Below are 17406 nucleotides of genomic sequence, written 5' to 3' on the forward strand. Positions count from 1 at the left end.
TCGCCACGCCCAGCAGTAGAGCATCGTGGGCCGGGACGACAGGGAGGGGCTCGACGTGGAGCTCAGGAGCGCGCACTGGTACGCCGGCACCGACCGCAACGCCTCGATCCACCGGGCGTGGATGCGCCGCGGGGTGCCCGGCTCGGCGTTCGAGGGGCGCCCGCAGATCGCCATCGCCAACACCGCCTCCGACCTCACGCCCTGCAACCGGCACCTGTCCGAGGTGGCGCGGTCGGTGCGCGACGGCGTCTACGAGGCCGGCGGCATCCCGCTGGAGATGCCCGTGGTGTCCCTGGGCGAGACCAACGTCCGGCCCACGGCGATGCTCTGGCGGAACATGGCCGCGATGGCCACCGAGGAGCTGCTCCGGGCCAACCCCGTCGACGGCGTGGTGCTGCTCGGCGGCTGCGACAAGACGATCCCCGCCCTGCTCATGGCCGCGGCGAGCGTGGACCTGCCCGCCGTCGTCGTCCCCGGCGGACCCATGCTCACCGGCACGTTCCGCGGGCAGCCGCTCGGCTGCGGCACGGACACCTGGCGCCTGAGCGAGGAGGTGCGCGCCGGGACCATGAGCCAGGCCGCGTTCCTGGAGTCCGAGCGGTCGATGATCCGCAGCCGCGGGCACTGCAACACCATGGGCACGGCCTCGACGATGGGCCTGCTCGCCGAGGCCCTCGGGACGACGGTGCCCGGCACCGCTGGCACGCCCGCGCCCGACAGCCGGCTGCTGGAGGCCGCGCACACCACCGGGATGCTCGCCGTGGAGCTGGTAGAGCAAGACCGCCGGCCCAGCGCGCTGCTGACCCGGGCGTCCTTCCACAACGCCGTGGTGGCGCTCGCGGCGATCGGCGGGTCGACCAACGCCGTCGTCCACCTGCTGGCGATCGCCGGGCGGCTCGGGGTGCCGCTGACCCTGGACGACGTCGACGCCATCGGCTCCCGGGTGCCCGCGCTGGTGGACCTGCAGCCCGCCGGTCGGTTCCTCATGGAGGACCTGCACCGCGCGGGCGGGTTCCTCGCGGTGCTGCGCGAGGTGGAGGACCTGCTCGACCCCACCGCGCTCACCGTGATGGGGACGCGGCTGGTCGAGCACCTGCGCGACGCCGAGGTGTACGACCGCGAGGTCATCCGCCCGCGCTCGGCGCCGCTGCTGGCCGAGGGCGGCATCGCGGTGCTGCGCGGCAACCTCGCGCCCGACGGCGCGATCATCAAGCCCGCCGCCGCGTCACCGCACCTGCTGCGCCACCGAGGGAAGGCGGTGGTGTTCGACTCCATCGAGGACTTCCGCGCGCGCGTGGACGACCCCGACCTCGAGGTGGACGCCGACTCGGTGATGGTGCTGCGCGGGTGCGGGCCGAAGGGCTACCCGGGCATGCCCGAGGTGGCCAACATGCCGCTGCCCACGAAGCTGCTGGAGCAGGGGGTGCGCGACGTGGTGCGCATCTGCGACGGGCGCATGAGCGGCACGGCGTACGGGACGGTGGTGCTGCACGTGGCGCCGGAGGCCGCCGCGGGCGGCCCGCTGGCCCGGGTGCGCACGGGCGACTGGGTGGAGCTGGACGTCCCCGGCCGGCGCCTGCACCTGGACGTCGACGACGACGAGCTGGCGCAGCGCGCCCCGAGCCCGGCCAGCGCTGCGGCGTACGCGGCGCCGCGGCGCGGGTGGGAACGGCTCTACGTCGACCACGTGCAGCAGGCCGACACCGGCGCCGACCTCGACTTCCTCGTCGGCTCCAGCGGACCGGAGGTCAGCCGGGAGTCGCACTGACCGGCGGGCGGTCCGCACCCGGCCCTCCGGGAGCCGCCGTCGAGCGCCTCGGAGGATGCGCCCCTTCGGCGTGACCGGACGGCTACGCGCAAGGGGCCGATCCTCCGAGTCCGCGCCCGACCGCACCGGCGGCTGGCAGGGTGCCCCCGTGGCCGGACTCCGCAGGACTCCCCCGTCGCTCGACCTGGCCGCCGTGCCCCCGGACGTGCGCGCCGCCCTCGAGGCCGCGCTGGCCGGCGCGGAGGTGCCGCTGCACCGCGGCGGACGCGCGCTGGGCGTGCTCACCGTGCGTCCTGCCGTGCTGGAGGGTGAGGTGCTCGACGCGCCGCGGCTGCCGCCGCCGGACGTCGAGGTGCCCGAGGGGGTGCAGGTGGTGGCGACGGCGATGCGCCTGTCCCGCGAGGTCCGGCGCCGCCTCGCGGACTCCTTCGGGCCCGGGTACCTCGTGCTGGACCTGCACGAGGCTCCCGCCAGCACCGACGTGCTGCTGGTCAACCCGGTCAGCGTGCAGCTGCTGGAGGTGCTCCGGGCGCGCTTCCCGAGGGCGCGGGTGGTGGTGACGGAGGTCGAGGACGACGTGCTCGGCGTCGACTACGCCGGGCCCGTGGGCCGGATGCTGCGCGCCGGGGCGTCCGCGTACCTGCCGCCGCGCCCCGTCGCCGCCGTCGCCGCCGGGGTGCGCGCCCACCTGGAGGGCGGTGGCGCGCCAGCGCTGGAGGCGGGCGGAGCGCAGCCGGCGCGAGCGCTCCCGACGGGCACCGACCTCGACGGGTGAGGCGAGCCGACCGCGGCCGCCGACTCGGTCAGCTGCCGTCAGCTGCCGTCAGTGGCCGGTGGCGTCCGCGTCCATGCCGCTCATGCCGTCCATGCCGTCCATGCCGCTCATGCCGTCCATCTGGCTCATGTCGTGACCGCTCATCGACCCCGACCGCGAGTGGTCGGTCGGGGTGAGGGCCATGAGCGCGAACACGGCGAGCGTGACGAGGACGACGAAGGCCATGACGAGGTTCTTGGCGCGGGTGCGGGTCACCCCCTCCTCATCGGTCGCGCGGACCGCCGCCTGAACCACCGCCTGCGCTGTGCTGGCCACGGCGCAGCGTGAGGTAGAGGCGGTGGCCGGTGATGACCACGCCCAGCCACGCCAGCCCCAGCACCCACGCCACCAGGACGTCGGTGAACCAGTGGTGCCCCAGGAAGATGCGGCTCAGCCCGATCGTCACCGCGAACAGCACGGCGACGACGACGACGAGGCGGCGCGCCCACGCCGCGCGCAGCCTCCGCAGGAGCAGATAGGCCACGATCCCGGCGAACGCGGTGGCGTTGAGCGTGTGCCCGCTGGGGAAGCTGAAGCTGTGCTCGTAGGGCGGCACGGCGTCGGCCAGCGGCGGGCGGGCCCGCCCCACGCTGGCCTTGCCGGCCATCGTCAGGGCCAGGGACCCGAGCATCGTGGTGACCAGCAGCGTCACCGGCGTCCAGCGCCGCCAGGCGATCGCCAGCGCGGCGGCCGTGGCGGCGGCCAGCAGCGGCATGCCGACCGGGCCGCCGATGTCGGTGTAGAAGGTGACGGCGGTGTCCAGGCCCGGCGAGCGGTGCTGCAGGGCCAGCTGCAGCGCGGGCTGGTCCAGCCCCGTCACGCCGTCCCCCTCCACCACGGCGTCGTAGACACCGGCGGCTGCCGCCGTGAACGCGGCGGTGACCACCAGGCCGACGACCAGGGTCAGCGCCCACACCTCGCGGGGGGCGAGCCAGCGCCGGGCGCGGACCGCCGCCGCGTGCAGCGCGCGGCCCGCCGCGGTGGGCCAGTGCGTGAGGTCGCGTCCACCGACGAAGTCGTCCTGGCGCCCGTCGTCCAGCAGCTCGTCGAGCACCTCGAGCTGCCCGGTCGGCCGCTCGTTCGGCTGCTCGGTCGGCGCTGGCCGGCGTGCGCGGGGACCGTGTGAGGGCGGGCGGGGCGGCGGGGCGCCACCGCTGCCGGGGGTCGTCGTGCTCACGGGTGGCTCTCCTGCTCCGGGCGCGCCCACCAGCGGTGCGCGCGAGCGACGAGTCTGTCCGCTGCCTCGGCCGCGCGCTCCCCGGGAGCACCCGGTCGTGCTCCCGGGTCGGGCTGCCCCGTCAGGACCGTCGCGCGCCAGAGCTCCGCGGGGACCGGCTCTGCGCCAGGGACGGTGCGGGGTGCAGCGGCCGACGCGGCTCGCGGTCACCCGCGGGGTCTCCGCCCTGCCCTGGCGGCTCGGGGAACGCGAAGCCGCCGTGGTGCCACATCCACACGTGCGCCCACCTGTCCACGAGGGGCAGCCGTCGCCACACCCGCACCCACCACGGCAGGTCGGCGTCGCGGAGCTCCAGCCCGCCCGGTGGCGTCCAGTCCCACCCGGGCAGGACCCCCGGCGGAGGGGTGATCCCGCCCGGGGTCACACCACCGTCCCGGTCGCGGTCCCGGCCGCGGTCCTCCGCGGGAGGCCAAGGGAACCGGCGTCGTCGCACGAGCCATGATCGACGCGCCCGCCCGGTGGGGTCGAGGTCCCCGTCCGGAGGCCGCCCGTTCCGCAGCCTGCGCGGCGTGGAGCACGCGCCGGAGCCGACGACGTCGCGTACGTCAAGGCCAGCGAGGGCGGCGACGTCACCGACGAGCGGTTCGCCGAGAACTGGGCGGGGGCCGGGCGCGCCGGACTGCAGCGCGGCGCCTACCACTTCTTCACGCCGTGCCGTCCGGGCGGTGAGCAGGCCGAGCACTTCCTGCGGACCGCGCCGCCGGAGGCTGGTGCCCTGCCGCCGGCCGTGGACCTGGAGCTGGCCGGCAACTGCTCCTCGCGCCCCGGTGGCGCGCAGGTCGACGCCGAGCTCGGTGCCTTCCTGGAGGCGGTGGGGCGGGCGTGGGGACGGCCGGTGGTGCTCTACGTCGGTGAGGACTGGGAACGCGTCTACCCGGTGCTCGAGGCGTCAGAGCGACCGCGGTGGCTGGTGAGCTTCACCGGACGCCCCGACGTGCGCTGGTCCGTGTGGCAGCACGCGTGGTGGGGACGGGTCGACGGTGTCAGCGGCCGCGTGGACCTGGACGTCGTCCGGCTCGCCGACCTCGCGCGCCCGTAGCGCCGCGCGGGTCACGGCAGCTGCAGGTACAGCTTGCGCAGAGGCTCGCGCACGGTCCAGGTGGTGCGGTCGCCTGCCCGCAGGTGCACCACGGACCCGGCGGCCAGCTCGAGCACCTCGTCGTCGTCGTCGAACGCCACGGTGGCGCGGCCGCTGAGGACGACGAAGAGCTCCTCGGACTCGGTGTCGCGGGCCGCCCCGGGCGTCATCTCCCAGAGGCCCACCTCGACGCCACCGCTCGCGGGACCACCGGAGAGCTCCCGGTAGCGCGCCGTCGGCGAGCCGGCCAGCACCTCCTCACCGGCGGGCAGAGCCTCGGGCAGGTCGGCGGTGAGCGCGTCCGCGCACAGCAGCCGGGTCGGACGCCCCGGCGAGGCGCTCACGAGTCGAAGCCCAGGCCGGCGGCGTCGAGGGCCTTGAGGAAGAGGTTGCGGCGGCCCTGGTGGTGGTCGGCGCTGTCCAGGGAGGCCCTGGTCAGGGCCACTCCCACCGCCGTCGCTGGCTCCGGGGGGAACGGCAGCGGCCTGCGGCGCACCATCTCCAGCTGGGTCCGCTCCGTCTCGGCGCCGGCGAGCAGGTCGAGCAGCACCTCCGCGGCGAAGCGCGTGGCCCCGACCCCCAGACCGGTGAACCCGCGGGCGTACGCGAGGTCGCCCTTGCGGGCCGTGCCGTAGTACGCGGCGAAGCGCGTGCAGGTGTCGATGGCCCCGGCCCAGCGGTGGCTGAAGCGGACGTCCTCCAGCTGCGGGAACATCGTGAAGAAGTGGCTGGCCAGGCGCTCGTAGCTGGCGGGGCGGTCCTCGTAGCGGCTGTTGACGTGCCCGCCCGCGTGGTGGATGGCGTCGTACCCGCCGAAGAGCACGCGGTCGTCCGCGGACAGGCGGATGTAGTGGAACTGGTTGGCGAGGTCCGTCAGCCCCTGGCGGTCCTCCCACCCCACCGCCCGCTTCTGCTCCGCCGTCAACGGCTCGCTCATCAGCACGTAGTCGTAGACCGGCACCGTCATGAGGCGGTCGCGGCGCAGCAGCGCGGGGAAGACCCCCGTGGCGAGCACCACCTGCCGAGCGGTGACGGAGGCCCGTGCGGTGCGCACCACCTGCGGACCGCCCTTGGCACCCGGCTTCTCCAGGGCGGTCACCGCGGAGTGCTCGAAGACGCGCACGCCCAGCTCGCGGGCCGCGCGGGCCAGCTCCCGGGCGAGGCGGGCGGGCTGGAGCAGGGCCACGTCGTCGCGGTCCCAGCGCCCGGCCAGGAAGATCGGGGAGTCGATGTGGGCACGGGTGGCGGCGGCGTCCAGGACGTCGTGGTCCGCCCCCTCGGACAGGCCCTCCGACAGCCATGGGACCTGGTGGGGCTCGACGGCGACGGCGAGGCTGCCGGTGCGCTCGAAGTGGCAGTCCAGGCCGAGCTCGGCGACGTCGCGGGCGAAGGCGTCGAGGTTCTCCCGGCCCAGGCGGTGCAGCTGGTCGTACTCGGACGGCCAGCGGTTGCGGCCGTTCTCCTCGCCGTGGGTGATGCTCGCCTCGCAGAAGCCGCCGTTGCGGCCCGACGCCGCCCAGCCCACGGTCTCCGCCTCGAGCACCACCACGCTGCGGCCCGGGTCCCGGCGCTTGGCCAGCACCGCCGTCCACAGGCCCAGGTAGCCGCCGCCGACCACCACGAGGTCCGCGGTGGTGCCAGCCGTCAGCTGCTGGGCGGAGGGGGGTGGGGGCGCCTCGTCGAGCCAGAAGACGCGCTGCTCGCTGCCCGCCAGGGCCTTGCTCACGAGGGCCGGGTCGGGCGCGGAGCGCTCCCACACCGTCGGGGTCGCCGCCACCATGCGGGGATGGTGGCACAGGAACGGGGGTCGCCGTCACCCCTGCGCTGCGGATCCGAGCGCTTCGCGGGCTTGAGGTGGTGGCTTTCCGCAGCCTTCGGGGCTGGGAGATGCGCTATCCGCAGGCTGCGGGGATCGCCCCCATGGGAGTGACCACCCTGCGACGCCACGTGAGGACCAGGCATGCGGGTGAACCTCGACTTGCACGGATCATGCCCCTGTGCAGGCCCGTTGCACGCCCGTTCGACTGTCGGTGCCGACCCCTAGCGTGATCCACATGACCTGGACGGCCGCCGAGACGCCCCACGAGGGCGACTCCACCGGTGGCGCCAGCCCCGAGGCGAGCAGCCCTGAGGTGAGCAGCACCGAGGGGAGCAGCACCGACTGGGTCGCTGAGCCGCTGGCCCCCGGTGCCCTCGGCGCCGACCCCTGCGCTCCCCAGGACGACGATGGCACGTCTGCCGGTGAAGTGCCGCTGCCGCTGGCCGGTCCGCTGACTGGTCCGCTGGCCCAGGCCATGACCACCACCCGCGCCGGAGCTGACCAGGCCGCAGCCGCCGCCTGCTACCTCGCCTCCCTCAGCCCCCACCAGCGGGTGGAGGCACTGCGCCAAGGCGCCCGCGCCCGCGACGTGCTGGAGGCGGCGCTGCTGCGCCTGACCGCCTCCTTCACCCCCGCAGACCTGCAGACCCTGGGAGCCACCTCGGTGGTGGACCTGCTGCTGACCCACACCGGTGCCGACCCCCGCCGCGCCAGCACCGAAGCAGGCCTGGCCACGGCACTGACCACGCCCCCGGCTCCGCTGCCGATCCCGGTCGGCGCCGACCTCAGCGCGGCCACCACCAGCCACGACGGCGTGGACGACGGCGTGGACGAGGGTGTGGACGAGGGTGTGGACGAGGGCGTGGACGAGGGCGTGGACGACGGCGTGGACGACGGCGTGGATGAGGGTGTGGGGCTGGGTGTGGACCTGGACGCGGAGGTGGCCGCTGCAGCCGCGATGAGCCCAGCGCACACCCACTGCGGGGAGGGACTGGGACGCCTGGGAGCAGCCCACGCCGCCGGGCAGGTCTCCACCGACATCGCCGCCCTGGCCCGGCGCACCCTGGCCGCCCTGCCCGCGCGGCTGCGCCGCGCCCACGGGGCGCTGGCTGATGCGCTGCTGGCCAGCGCCCTGCCCGGGCTGAGCCACCCCCAGGCCGTCATCGCCTGCGAGGTGGTGGCCCGCACGATCGACCCCGACCGGCCCGAGCGCGGCTTCGACCCCGACGCCGTGGACAAGCGCTACCTGCACCTCACCGTGCACGCCGACGGGGTGGTGGACGTGCGCGCCCGCCTGGACGCGCTCACCGGCGCTGAGCTCAAAGCCGCCATCGACCACTACGCCCAGCCCGACCCCACCGTGCACGCCCCCCTGGCCGATCAGCCCGCCGACCAGCCCACCGGCCAGCCCCTGCCGGGGTTCGGCGACCGTGAGGGCGCCACCGGAGGCGATGCCCAGCCGGCCGGGCAACCGGCCGGCGGCCGGGCGGGGGTGGCGGTGCGTGATCAGCGCACCGCGCCCCAGCGCCGCGCCGACGCCCTGGGACTGCTGGCCCGCTTGGGCCGGGTCGGGGACCAGGCCCGCGGTGGGGAGGCGGCGCGCCTCATCGTCACCGCCACCACCGACCAGCTCACCGGTGTGCCCGGGGCCGGGCAAGCCAGCTGTGAGACCACCCGGCGGGGACTGGGCACCACCGCGCTGCAGCACCTGGCGTGCACGGCGCTGCTGCACACGGTGACCCTGTCCTGTCAGGGCGGCAGTGCTGCGGTGCTGGCGCTGGGACGCAGCGTGCGGTTGTTCTCCCCGGCCCAGCGCCGGGCGATGCTGGCTCGTGATGGCGGGTGTGTGATCCCGGGGTGCACCTCCCCGCCGGGGTGGTGGGAGGCCCACCACACCCACGCCTGGGGGCACGGGGGTCCTACCGATGTGGACCAGGGGGTGTTGTTGTGCGGGCGTCACCACGTGCTGGTGACCCTCGGTGTGTGGCAGGTGCGGATGGTGGGCGGTGCCCCGCAGGTGCGTCCGCCGGTCAGTGTCGACCCGTTGCAGCGGTGGCTGCTCAACCCCCGCCGGGCGTTGGAGCACACCACTGCGCGGCGCACCGAGCAGCTGCTGCTGCTCACCGACCCCGGCGCCTTCGGCCACCAGGGACCACACCAGGGACCCCGACCTGGAGCTGGGGCACCCGCGCCGGGTGAGCCGCCCGAGCCGCCCGAGCCGCCCGAGCCGGATGAGCAGGGCGAGCACGATGAGGGGCCACCCCCGGACATCCCCTCAGCCCGCCGCACCTGCGACTGCTGACCCCGCTGACCCGTCCCGCCAGCTCGCGCTCACCCCTGCCTCCCGTGAGGCAGGGGTGGGCGGTCTGCCCGGAGCCGGCAGCCGCCGCAAGTGCCGCCGAAGATCGACGAAGGCCCGCGCCGAGGGTCGCTGCGGCCTAACCTGCGAGGGCTGGGCCGTTCCTCGTACGGTCACCACCAGGAGGTGCCATGGCCGGCTCGCCGCCGGACGCAGCCGCAGAGCCAGCGGGCCCGCCGGCCCCCGCCACTCGGCGAGACCGCCGCGCGCACGGGCCCGGTCGTCGGCTGTTCGCGGCCGTCCGCGAGGCGCTCGTGGTGGTGACCTCCGCCCTCGTGCTGTCGCTGCTGGTGAAGACGCTGCTCCTGCAGGCCTTCTCGATCCCCTCCGAGTCCATGGAGGCGACCCTCGTCAGGGGCGACCGCATCCTCGTCAGCAAGCTCACCCCCGGCGTCGTCGACCTGCAGCGCGGTGACGTCGTGGTCTTTGCGGACCCGGGCGGGTGGCTGCCACCGGAGCAGACGGCCTCTCGCGGGCCCGTGGCGGGCGCTGCCCAGGAGGTCCTGACGTGGGTCGGGCTCGTGCCCGAGGGGACCGGTCACCTCGTGAAGCGGGTCATCGGGCTCCCTGGCGACTCCGTGGCCTGCTGCGACCAGCGGGGCCGCACCACCGTCAACGGCGCAGCGCTGGCAGAGGACTTCCTGGCGCCTGGCGCGATCCCCAGCCAGTTCCCGTTCTCCGTCACCGTGCCGCCGGGGTCCGTGTGGGTCGAGGGCGACAACCGCCAGCACTCGGCGGACTCCCGCTGGCACCAGGACGGTCCCGGTGGCGGGATGGTCCCGGTCGACGACGTCGTGGGACGTGCGGTGGTCATCGCCTGGCCGCTCGACCGCCTCGCGTGGCTGTCACGTCACGGCGGAGCCTTCGCCGGGGTGCCTGCTCCGCCCGGTGCGACACCGTGAAGCCGGCCCGGACGGAGTGCGCACAACGCCCATGATCACGGGTGGTGGGAGGCGGCGGTGATGGCGGCGGCGAGACGACCGACGGCCGACGCCGGCACGCCTGCGAGGTTGATGCGCCCACCCGGCATGCCGTGCACGCCGTGCTCGACCCGCAGCACGTGCATCTGCGACGCAGCCAGCGGCAGCTGCAGGAACATCCCGCGCTGCACGTCCACCGCCGCCGCCACCCCGCACGCGCCGCGGGAGCGCAGCCCGGCCACCAGATCCGAGCGCAGCCGGGTCAGCCGGTCCCGCGCGCCGTCGAGCTCGGCGCGCCAGAGGGCGCGCAGGTCGTCGTCGTCGAGGACCTCGGCCACCAGCTCCGCACCGTGCCCGGGCGGCTGGGAGTACAGCGACCGCGCGCTGGCCTCCAGCACGCTGCGCGCGGCGCCGGCGCCGGCGCCCGCGCCGGCAGGACCCTCGCCGACGACGACAGCGCAGCCCGTCCGCTCGCTGTACAGCCCGAACGCCTTCGACGCGCTGACCGCCACGAGCACCTCGGGCACGCGGTCGACCAGCAGGCGCAGCCCGGCGAGGTCGGCGTCGAGGCCGTCACCCAGCCCGTAGTAGGCCAGGTCCACGAAGGGGGTGACCCCCGCGTCCAGGCAGGCGCTGGCCAGGGCGTCCCACAGGTCCACCGACATCGAGGTGCCGGTCGGGTTGTGGCAGCAGCCCTGCATCAGGTAGACGTCGCCGGGGCGGGCGGAGCGCACCGCGGCGAGCAGGCCGGCGGCGTCGAGGGCTCCGTCCGGCGTGGTCCACGGGTGCGTCACCACCTGCAGCCCCGCCCCGCGCAGCAGCGGGACGTGGTTGACGTACGCGGGCACCCCGAGCAGCACCCGCCGGGTGGGGCTGGCCGCTGCCACCAGCTCGGCGAGCAGCCGCAGCGCCCCCGTGCCCGCCACCGTCTGCACCGTGGTGGCGCGGGCCACGCGCTCGGCCGAGCCGAGCAGCAGCGACGTCATGGCGGCGTTGAACCGCCCGTTGCCCGCCAGGCCCTGGTAGCCCTTGGGCCCGCGGCGCGCCGCCAGCCGGTCGGTGGCGCGGGCGACGGCCTCCATGACCGGGACGCGGCCGTCGTCGTCCCGGTAGACCCCGACCGTGAGGTCCAGCGCTCCCGGGCGGGCGTCAGCGGCGGCCTGGGCGACCAGCGACCAGACCGGGTCGGGCGGGAACGGGCGCAGCTGGGCGAGGAGCATCGCGGACCTCCGGGGTCACGGGGCTGACAGGGCGAGCGGGACGGGCGTGGAAGGCGAGGACTCCGGTCACCACGAGCGCGCCACCGGCCAGCACGAGGGCGTCGACGCGCTCGCCCAGCAGCGGCGCCGCGAGCACCGCCACCAGCACCGGGCTCAGGGCGCCGAGGGTCGCGGCGCGCGGGGCGCCGAGCTCGCGGATGGCGACGGCGTAGGTGAGCCCGGCGACCACACCGACTCCCACGCCCTGCACCAGCGCGAACAGCAGGAGCGTGCGGTCGGGCGCGGTGCCCTGCAGCAGTCGCGACGGCAGGAGCCCGGTGGCCACCGCCAGCACCGCGACCACGGACGACGGCAGGCACACGGCCACCGCGGCGGCCACCGGGTCGAGCCGCGTGGCGCGCAGCCCGAGCGTGTAGACGCTCCACACGAGGCCGGCCACCAGCAGCACCGCCGTCCCGGCGGCGTGCCCGCCGGGCCCGCCCTGCAGCAGGTCCGCGGTCGCGATGGCCCCGATGCCGACGACGACGCCCGCGAGCGCGACCAGCTGCCGCCGGCCCGGGCGGGTCCGCCACAGCAGGGCCGCGAGCGCGGTGACGAACAGCGGGACGGACCCGGGGACGACGAGCCCGACGAGGGTCGCCGACGACAGCGCGCCGCCGGCCGCGGACAGCAGGAAGAACGGCAGGCCCGCGCCGACGGCGAGGGCGGCCAGCACCGCGGGGCGCTCTCCGCGCAGGCGCCGCAGCGACCGCGGCAGCCACGGCGCGAGCACGAGCAGCGGCACGCCGAAGCGGAGCAGCGCGACGTCGGCGGGGTCCCACGCCGAGGTGGCGATCGCGCGGACGCTGAGCGCGAACGCCGCCCACACGAGCACCGTGAGCGCCATGGCCAGCAGGCCGGACCCGGGTCGCCGAGGGGTGGTGGGCATGCTGCGACGCTAGCCAGGACAGCGCCGCAGGCGATTGCGTCTTCTGCCGTGTGTCATGCCGCCTGTGGCAGGATCTGCTGCTCGTGGATGACATCGACCGTCACATCCTCCATGAGCTGCAGCTCGACGGGCGGATGTCGAACCAGGACCTGGCTGACCGGGTGGGCCTGTCGCCGTCGCCCTGCCTGCGCCGCGTGCGGCTGCTGGAGCAGCGCGGGCTCATCACCGGGTACCGGGCCGTGGTGTCCGGGCGCGAGGTGGGGCTGCCCATCACGGCGTTCGTGAGGCTGCGCCTGGTCTCGCACGCCCCCGAGGGCGTGACGGTCTTCGAGGAGCGGGTGCGGGCGCTGCCGGCGGTGGTCGAGGCGTACCTGCTCGCCGGTGACCATGACTACCTGCTCAAGGTGGCGGTCGCCAGCTTCGAGGCCTACGAGCTGTTCGTGCGCACGCAGCTGCGCGCCATCCCGGGCGTGGAGTCGATCGAGACGACGTTCGCGTACGGCACCACCAAGCCCCCGAGCCCCCTGCCCGTGGCATGAGCGGGCGCGTCGACCTCGACCTCGAGCGGGTGCGCAGCCGCGTCAGCGCGTACGTCTACGGCAACGTGCTCGTCCTGGCCGCCGTGGTGGGCTGCGCCCCGGAGTCGGTGCGCAGCGGGCGCGCCGTCGTCGTCGTCCTCGCGACGATGGTGACGACGTACCTGGCGCACGTGGTGGCCCACCGGATCGGTGAGAGCGTCGGACGGGGCCAGCAGGAGGCGGAGCTGCACCTGCGGGCCGAGCTGCGCGACGCCACGCCCATCGTCACCTCCGGCGTGCTGCCGGCGCTGGTGCTGCTGGTGGCGTCGCTGGCCGGGTGGGAGGGGACGGCGGGCGCAGTCGCCCAGCTCCTGGCGGCGCTCGTGCCGGTGGTGCGGCTGGCGGCCACGGGGTCGGTGACCTCGCGGATGGCGCGCCGGGGCTCCTCCCGCAGCGCCTTCTGGAGCGCCGTGGGGCTGGCCGTGGCGGGCTCGCTCATCGCCGTGGTCAAGGTGCTGCTGACGCACTGAGGGCGCCGCCGGCACGGGGGCGGGCGGGTCACACCGGGGCGCCGGTTCCCGCCTCGACGGGCTCGGCGGCGCTCAGGACGGGCGCCGCCGAGGGTGCGGAGACGGGCTGGGTGGCGACGGGCTGGGCGGCGGCGCGGGGTGCCTGCGGGCGCAGGATCACGCGCTCGGCCAGCACCAGCAGCACGATGAGCACCGCCATGCCCGCCAGCGCCGCGGTGATGAGCTCGAGGGCGTGGTCGACGTCCGTGGTCACGGGCCACCTCCTGCTTCCTGGGTCGTAGCCGGTGCGACTCTCGGGCGGCGCGCCGGTGATCGCATCCCGGCCGCCACGACCGGGCCTACGCTGCGCGGGTGGGGGAAGATCACCGGCGACCCGACTCCTGGATCGGGTGGGCGTTCGCGCTCGTCGCGGCGGGCTGCCTGGTGGCCGCGGGGAACTGGTGGAACACGTGGCGCTCCGTCGAAGCGTCAGAACCTGGTGGCGCCTTCAGCGACCAGAGCGAGCAGCGGATGCTCTTCTGGCTCACCTGGACGGCGCTCGCCGCGATCGCCGCCGCAGTGGTGTGGGCCGTCCGGCGCTGGGGTCGCCGCAGCAACGGCGAGGCACCCGACGCGCTCCTGGACGGCCGCGACGCGCCAGCCGCGAGCAGCCCTGCGTCCACGGGCGCCGTCGTCGTCGGCGTTCCCCCGACGACCCGCCTGGACTGGAAGGTCCCCACCTCGCCGCGGCCACTGCACTGGACCGACAGGCTCCGGTGGGCGCTCGGCGTCGGCTGGGTGGCGCTGCTGCTGGTCGGGGTGCTGGCCGGGACGCGGGCCGGGACGTTCGAGGAGGTCCGCACCGCCGTCGCCTCCGGAGCGGTGCACGAGGTGACCGTGGCGGGGGGCCTCACGGCGGCGGAGTCCGGCACCACGACGCAGCAGGTCGTGTGGCGCGAGGGCTGGATGCAGCACCGCGCCGACGTCACCTGGTCGACGTCCTCCGCTGGTGCAGACGACGGCGGGGTCGTCTCGTCCACGACCTCCGACGGCGCGCCCGTGCTCGGTCGGGACGTCGCGGACGTCCTGCGCGAGGCGCAGCCGGGACTCGTCGTGCACCGCACCGAGAGCTGGGCGCCCAGCTCGACGTCGTTCCTCGGCTGGTACCTGCCGGCGCCGCAGGTGCTCGGCCCTCTGTACCTGGCGGGCGCGCTGGTGCTGCTGTTCCTCATCATGAACGTGCCGCCGACGTGGCGGCTCACGCGGTGGGCGTGGTTCTGGATCGGGTTCACCCCGGTCGGCGCGGTCCTGTTCGCGCTCTTCGCCGGCCCGACGCCGGGGCTGCCGCGGCCGCGCCACCCCACCGAGCGCATCGGCGGCCTGCTCGCCTTCGTGGTGTCCCTGGTCGCCGGCGGGCTGCTGCGCTGGGGCTCGGCCTGACTGGCACACTCCCGGCGTGTCCGACGTGATCGTCATGGCCGATCCCCGTGTGGCCGCAGTGCCTGTGCGCGAGTGCGGTGAGCCTCTGGTCGACGCCGCGGGAAGCACCCACCTGCGAGTGGACCACCGGATGGCGGACGAGCACGGGCACTGGCGCCTGCTGCGGGCCGGCGTGCTCGAGCGCCTCGAACGGGCGGCGCAGCTGCTCCCCGACGGGGTCGGCCTGCTGGTGCTGGAGGGGTACCGCTCGCCCCAGCGACAGGCCCGGGGGTTCGAGCGCTACCGCGGGTCGCTGCGGGCGCTAAGACCGGATCTCGGGGATGCCGAGCTGCGGGCGGCGACCAGCCGCTACGTCTCTCCCCCGGAGGTGGCGCCGCACCCCACAGGGGCGGCGGTGGACCTCACCCTGTGCGACGGCCACGGCGCTCAGCTCGACCTCGGCTGCGCCTACGACGCGACGCCCGAGCAGAGCGACGGCGCATGCTTCACCGCTGCGCCGGGGCTGGCGGGCACCGCAGCGGACGACCGGCGGCTGCTCGTCCACGCCCTCACCGCCGCGGGCCTGGTCAACTACCCCTGCGAGTGGTGGCATTGGTCTTACGGGGACCGCTACTGGGCGCTCGAGACCGGGGCGCCCGCGGCGCTGTACGGCCCGCGAGACCTCACGGCACGAGCACGAGCAGGAGCGGTCTGAGCTCCACGACCGGCAGACCCGCCAGCGCCGGCTGGAGGTGGGGGTCGTCGACGTGGCCGTCCAGCTCGAGTTGATGCGGCCGCTCGTCACCGCGACGGGCCAGCTGCACGAGGGTCCGGGCGAGTGCGCTGCGCAGCACCTCGACCCCGCTGCACCGGGCGGGGACGCCGACCGCTCGCACCTGCGGCACCACCGTCTCCGCCACTGCCTCCCAGCCTCTGGAGGAAGGGAAGACGAGCACGGTCGCCATCAACCGCCCTCGCCACCACACACCAGAGCTGAGCGCCCGGTCCACCTCAGCGGCCGTGGCGACCGCGACCTCGGCGAGCGCACGGCGCGGTGCCCCCGGGGGGACGGGCGACCACGGCGCGTGCACCCACAGGTACTGCTCGGCGAAGGCCTGTGCCAGGTGCTGGTCGCCGAGGCGCTCCAGGGATCCCGTCTCCAGCCCAGGAGGGGCGGCGGCTGCGAGGTCGTGCTGTTCGGCCCAGGCGAGGACTCCGGGGTCGTCGAGGTCGACCACCTGGCCGGGGCAGCGCTGCCTCACGCTGCCCCCTGCCGCGGCGAGGAAGCCCGTGGCCGCGGCGTCCCACGGGCGCAGCTTGCCCGTGAGCGGCAGCCCCTCGGAGCCCCCCGTCCGCACTGCAGCCAGGAGCCGCCTGCCGATCCCGCGACGACGCCAGGCGGGGTGCACGTCCACCGCGCACGAGAACCGGTCAGGGTGCACCCGGTTCCGTGCGGCCGTCGCCGCGCCCACGACCGCACCGTCGAGCTCGGCGACGGTGGTGCGCCGCCACCGCTCGCCGTCACGGGGCGGTCCGTGCAGCGCGTGGCACTGCGTGACCCAGAGGTGGTCAGCACCGGCGTCGAGCAGGCCCAGCACCCCCGGGGCGTCGGCCGGCTCCCAGGCGCGCAGCCTGAGCTCAGCCCCGTCGAGGTCCACGGGGTGATCCTCGCGCAGCCGCGGCGCAGGAGCAGGCCCGTCAGTCCCCTCGGGCAGACTCCGACCATGATCGACGAGCCAGAGGTGGGCGGCGCACCGGTCGACCGGCGCACGGGCCTGCGGCCGACGGCGCTCGCCGTGCTGCGCGCGGTCGACCGGGCGTGCACGTGGCGGTCGCGCCGCCTGAAGACCGCCCCGACCACGCGCGCCGTCGAGCAGCTGGGCTCCAGCGGGCTCACCGAGGACGAGGCTCGCGCGCTGCTGTGCGCACTGGGCCAGCCCTGGCGGACGCTGCACCCGCTGCTGGTCCACGGCGGCAACTGGGGGTCGGCGGAGGGGGACGAGCCCGCCGACGACGAGTTCACGCGCGTCGGCCTGTCGCCGCTGGGGCGCCTCGCCCTGGACGCAGCGGACTCCAGGTGCGCTCCGGTGCCGCTCGGGCTGGTGCTCGGTGACGTGCACCCTCGCCGCAGCCACGGCACCCCCGCCGCCGCCACTCCCACCACCGGCGTGCTGCGGCCCGGCTTCGGGCTGGGACCCGTGCTCGACGCCCTCGACGCCGTCCGCTCCGGAGTCCCCGGGCCGTCGCGGGTGCTGCCGGTCCCACCGTCGCCGGCACGAGCCGTCGTCGACGTCGACCTCTCGGCGATGCTCGCCGGTGAGCCGACGCGGGCGCGGCTGGGCTGCCGCTTCGACGTCGTCCCCGCTCCTGCCGTCCCACCTCCCCCACCCGGACCTCCACCGGAGGTCGTGGCCGCCGTGCGGGCCCGGGGACTGTCCTCGTTCGGGTGGGTGACGTACGGCAACCGCCAGCACGCCGGGCCGTCGCTGCTCATCACGGGCGCACCCACGGGCGTCGACATCGGGCTCCTCGAGGACCAGCTGCGCGAGGCCGCCCAGACCGGGCACCCACCAGTGCCCGTCGCGGACGTCGTGAACGAGAGCACCGACCGGGTCGGCGTCCGCGTGCTCGTCCACACCGACCACCCGACCGCCGACGTGGACGCCCTCCGCGCGTGGACCAGCACCCTGCCCGCCGCCACCGACGAGGTGACCTGGCACCTGCCCGGTGGTGCCGACGCCGAGCTGCGCCGCTGGCGAGACCCCACCGCGGACGACGACGGCCTGCGGCGGCTGGCGTCGCTGCGCGCCTGAGGGC

At 75.7% G+C, this 17406-nt stretch carries 17 protein-coding genes and 1 pseudogene; 10 read left to right on the forward strand and 8 right to left on the reverse strand.

The window, feature by feature from the left end:
- Positions 1-55: 55 nt before the first annotated feature.
- Both H7K62_RS06075 and H7K62_RS06080 read left to right on the forward strand, forming a co-directional pair.
- On the forward strand, positions 56-1768 hold the full coding sequence (locus tag H7K62_RS06075) for an IlvD/Edd family dehydratase (RefSeq protein ID WP_186716989.1): 1713 nt from the start codon (positions 56-58) through the stop codon (positions 1766-1768).
- Positions 1769-1916: 148 nt separating this feature from the next.
- Positions 1917-2543: a hypothetical protein gene (locus H7K62_RS06080; RefSeq protein WP_186716990.1), complete on the forward strand. Its 627-nt coding sequence runs from the start codon at positions 1917-1919 to the stop codon at positions 2541-2543.
- 48 nt (positions 2544-2591) lie between these two features.
- On the opposite strand, the gene H7K62_RS06085 is transcribed toward H7K62_RS06080, so the two are convergent.
- Both H7K62_RS06085 and H7K62_RS23590 read right to left on the reverse strand, forming a co-directional pair.
- A complete protein-coding gene (locus tag H7K62_RS06085; protein ID WP_186716991.1) occupies positions 2592-2798 on the reverse strand; it encodes a hypothetical protein in 207 nt (68 codons plus the stop codon).
- 7 nt (positions 2799-2805) lie between these two features.
- The gene (locus tag H7K62_RS23590; protein WP_222437133.1) at positions 2806-3759 is read right to left on the reverse strand and encodes a phosphatase PAP2 family protein; all 954 of its coding nucleotides are present in this window, start codon (positions 3757-3759) and stop codon (positions 2806-2808) included.
- Between the two features lie 604 nt (positions 3760-4363).
- Between H7K62_RS23590 and H7K62_RS06095 the strand changes: the two are divergent.
- Positions 4364-4858: pseudogene (locus tag H7K62_RS06095) on the forward strand (GH25 family lysozyme); the annotation flags it as partial.
- Between the two features lie 11 nt (positions 4859-4869).
- Here H7K62_RS06095 and H7K62_RS06100 read toward each other — a convergent pair.
- Positions 4870-5241, reverse strand: a complete 372-nt coding sequence (locus tag H7K62_RS06100) for a cupin domain-containing protein (RefSeq protein WP_222437134.1) — start codon at positions 5239-5241, stop codon at positions 4870-4872.
- The gene (locus tag H7K62_RS06105; protein WP_186716992.1) at positions 5238-6677 is read right to left on the reverse strand and encodes an NAD(P)/FAD-dependent oxidoreductase; all 1440 of its coding nucleotides are present in this window, start codon (positions 6675-6677) and stop codon (positions 5238-5240) included. Before H7K62_RS06105 ends, H7K62_RS06100 begins: the two co-directional genes overlap by 4 nt.
- Before the next feature lie 274 nt (positions 6678-6951).
- Here H7K62_RS06105 and H7K62_RS06110 point away from each other — a divergent pair, with 274 nt between their 5' ends.
- Together H7K62_RS06110 and lepB are read left to right on the forward strand one after the other, a co-directional pair.
- Positions 6952-9018: an HNH endonuclease signature motif containing protein gene (locus H7K62_RS06110; RefSeq protein WP_186716993.1), complete on the forward strand. Its 2067-nt coding sequence runs from the start codon at positions 6952-6954 to the stop codon at positions 9016-9018.
- Between the two features lie 188 nt (positions 9019-9206).
- On the forward strand, positions 9207-9977 hold the full coding sequence (gene lepB, locus H7K62_RS06115; protein WP_186716994.1) for a signal peptidase I: 771 nt from the start codon (positions 9207-9209) through the stop codon (positions 9975-9977).
- Between the two features lie 35 nt (positions 9978-10012).
- On the opposite strand, the gene H7K62_RS06120 is transcribed toward lepB, so the two are convergent.
- Entirely contained in the window at positions 10013-11215 is a 1203-nt protein-coding gene (locus H7K62_RS06120; RefSeq protein ID WP_186716995.1) for an aromatic amino acid transaminase, read from the reverse strand.
- Complete coding sequence (locus H7K62_RS06125; protein ID WP_186716996.1) at positions 11145-12143, reverse strand: DMT family transporter; 999 nt, start codon at positions 12141-12143, stop codon at positions 11145-11147. Before H7K62_RS06125 ends, H7K62_RS06120 begins: the two co-directional genes overlap by 71 nt.
- Before the next feature lie 83 nt (positions 12144-12226).
- Here H7K62_RS06125 and H7K62_RS06130 point away from each other — a divergent pair, with 83 nt between their 5' ends.
- The gene (locus H7K62_RS06130) at positions 12227-12682 is read left to right on the forward strand and encodes an Lrp/AsnC family transcriptional regulator (protein ID WP_222437135.1); all 456 of its coding nucleotides are present in this window, start codon (positions 12227-12229) and stop codon (positions 12680-12682) included.
- The gene (locus tag H7K62_RS06135) at positions 12679-13191 is read left to right on the forward strand and encodes a hypothetical protein (protein ID WP_186716997.1); all 513 of its coding nucleotides are present in this window, start codon (positions 12679-12681) and stop codon (positions 13189-13191) included. Before H7K62_RS06130 ends, H7K62_RS06135 begins: the two co-directional genes overlap by 4 nt.
- Positions 13192-13219: 28 nt before the next feature.
- On the opposite strand, the gene H7K62_RS06140 is transcribed toward H7K62_RS06135, so the two are convergent.
- Entirely contained in the window at positions 13220-13444 is a 225-nt protein-coding gene (locus H7K62_RS06140) for a hypothetical protein (RefSeq protein WP_186716998.1), read from the reverse strand.
- Between the two features lie 98 nt (positions 13445-13542).
- On the opposite strand from H7K62_RS06140, the gene H7K62_RS06145 reads away from it, so the two are divergent.
- Positions 13543-14610, forward strand: coding sequence for a hypothetical protein (locus tag H7K62_RS06145; RefSeq protein WP_186716999.1), 1068 nt, complete (start codon positions 13543-13545; stop codon positions 14608-14610).
- A 16-nt stretch (positions 14611-14626) separates the two neighbouring features.
- Entirely contained in the window at positions 14627-15304 is a 678-nt protein-coding gene (locus H7K62_RS06150) for a M15 family metallopeptidase (RefSeq protein ID WP_186717000.1), read from the forward strand.
- Here the strand turns inward: H7K62_RS06150 and H7K62_RS06155 are convergent.
- Complete coding sequence (locus H7K62_RS06155; RefSeq protein WP_186717001.1) at positions 15273-16247, reverse strand: GNAT family N-acetyltransferase; 975 nt, start codon at positions 16245-16247, stop codon at positions 15273-15275. The genes H7K62_RS06150 and H7K62_RS06155 overlap by 32 nt on opposite strands.
- Before the next feature lie 66 nt (positions 16248-16313).
- Here H7K62_RS06155 and H7K62_RS06160 point away from each other — a divergent pair, with 66 nt between their 5' ends.
- Positions 16314-17402 carry a hypothetical protein gene (locus H7K62_RS06160; RefSeq protein ID WP_186717002.1) on the forward strand — a complete coding sequence of 363 codons (1089 nt, stop codon included), beginning with the start codon at positions 16314-16316 and terminating at the stop codon, positions 17400-17402.
- Positions 17403-17406 lie beyond the last annotated feature (4 nt).

The organism is Quadrisphaera sp. RL12-1S, from assembly GCF_014270065.1.
In the GTDB taxonomy this organism is placed as follows: domain Bacteria; phylum Actinomycetota; class Actinomycetes; order Actinomycetales; family Quadrisphaeraceae; genus Quadrisphaera.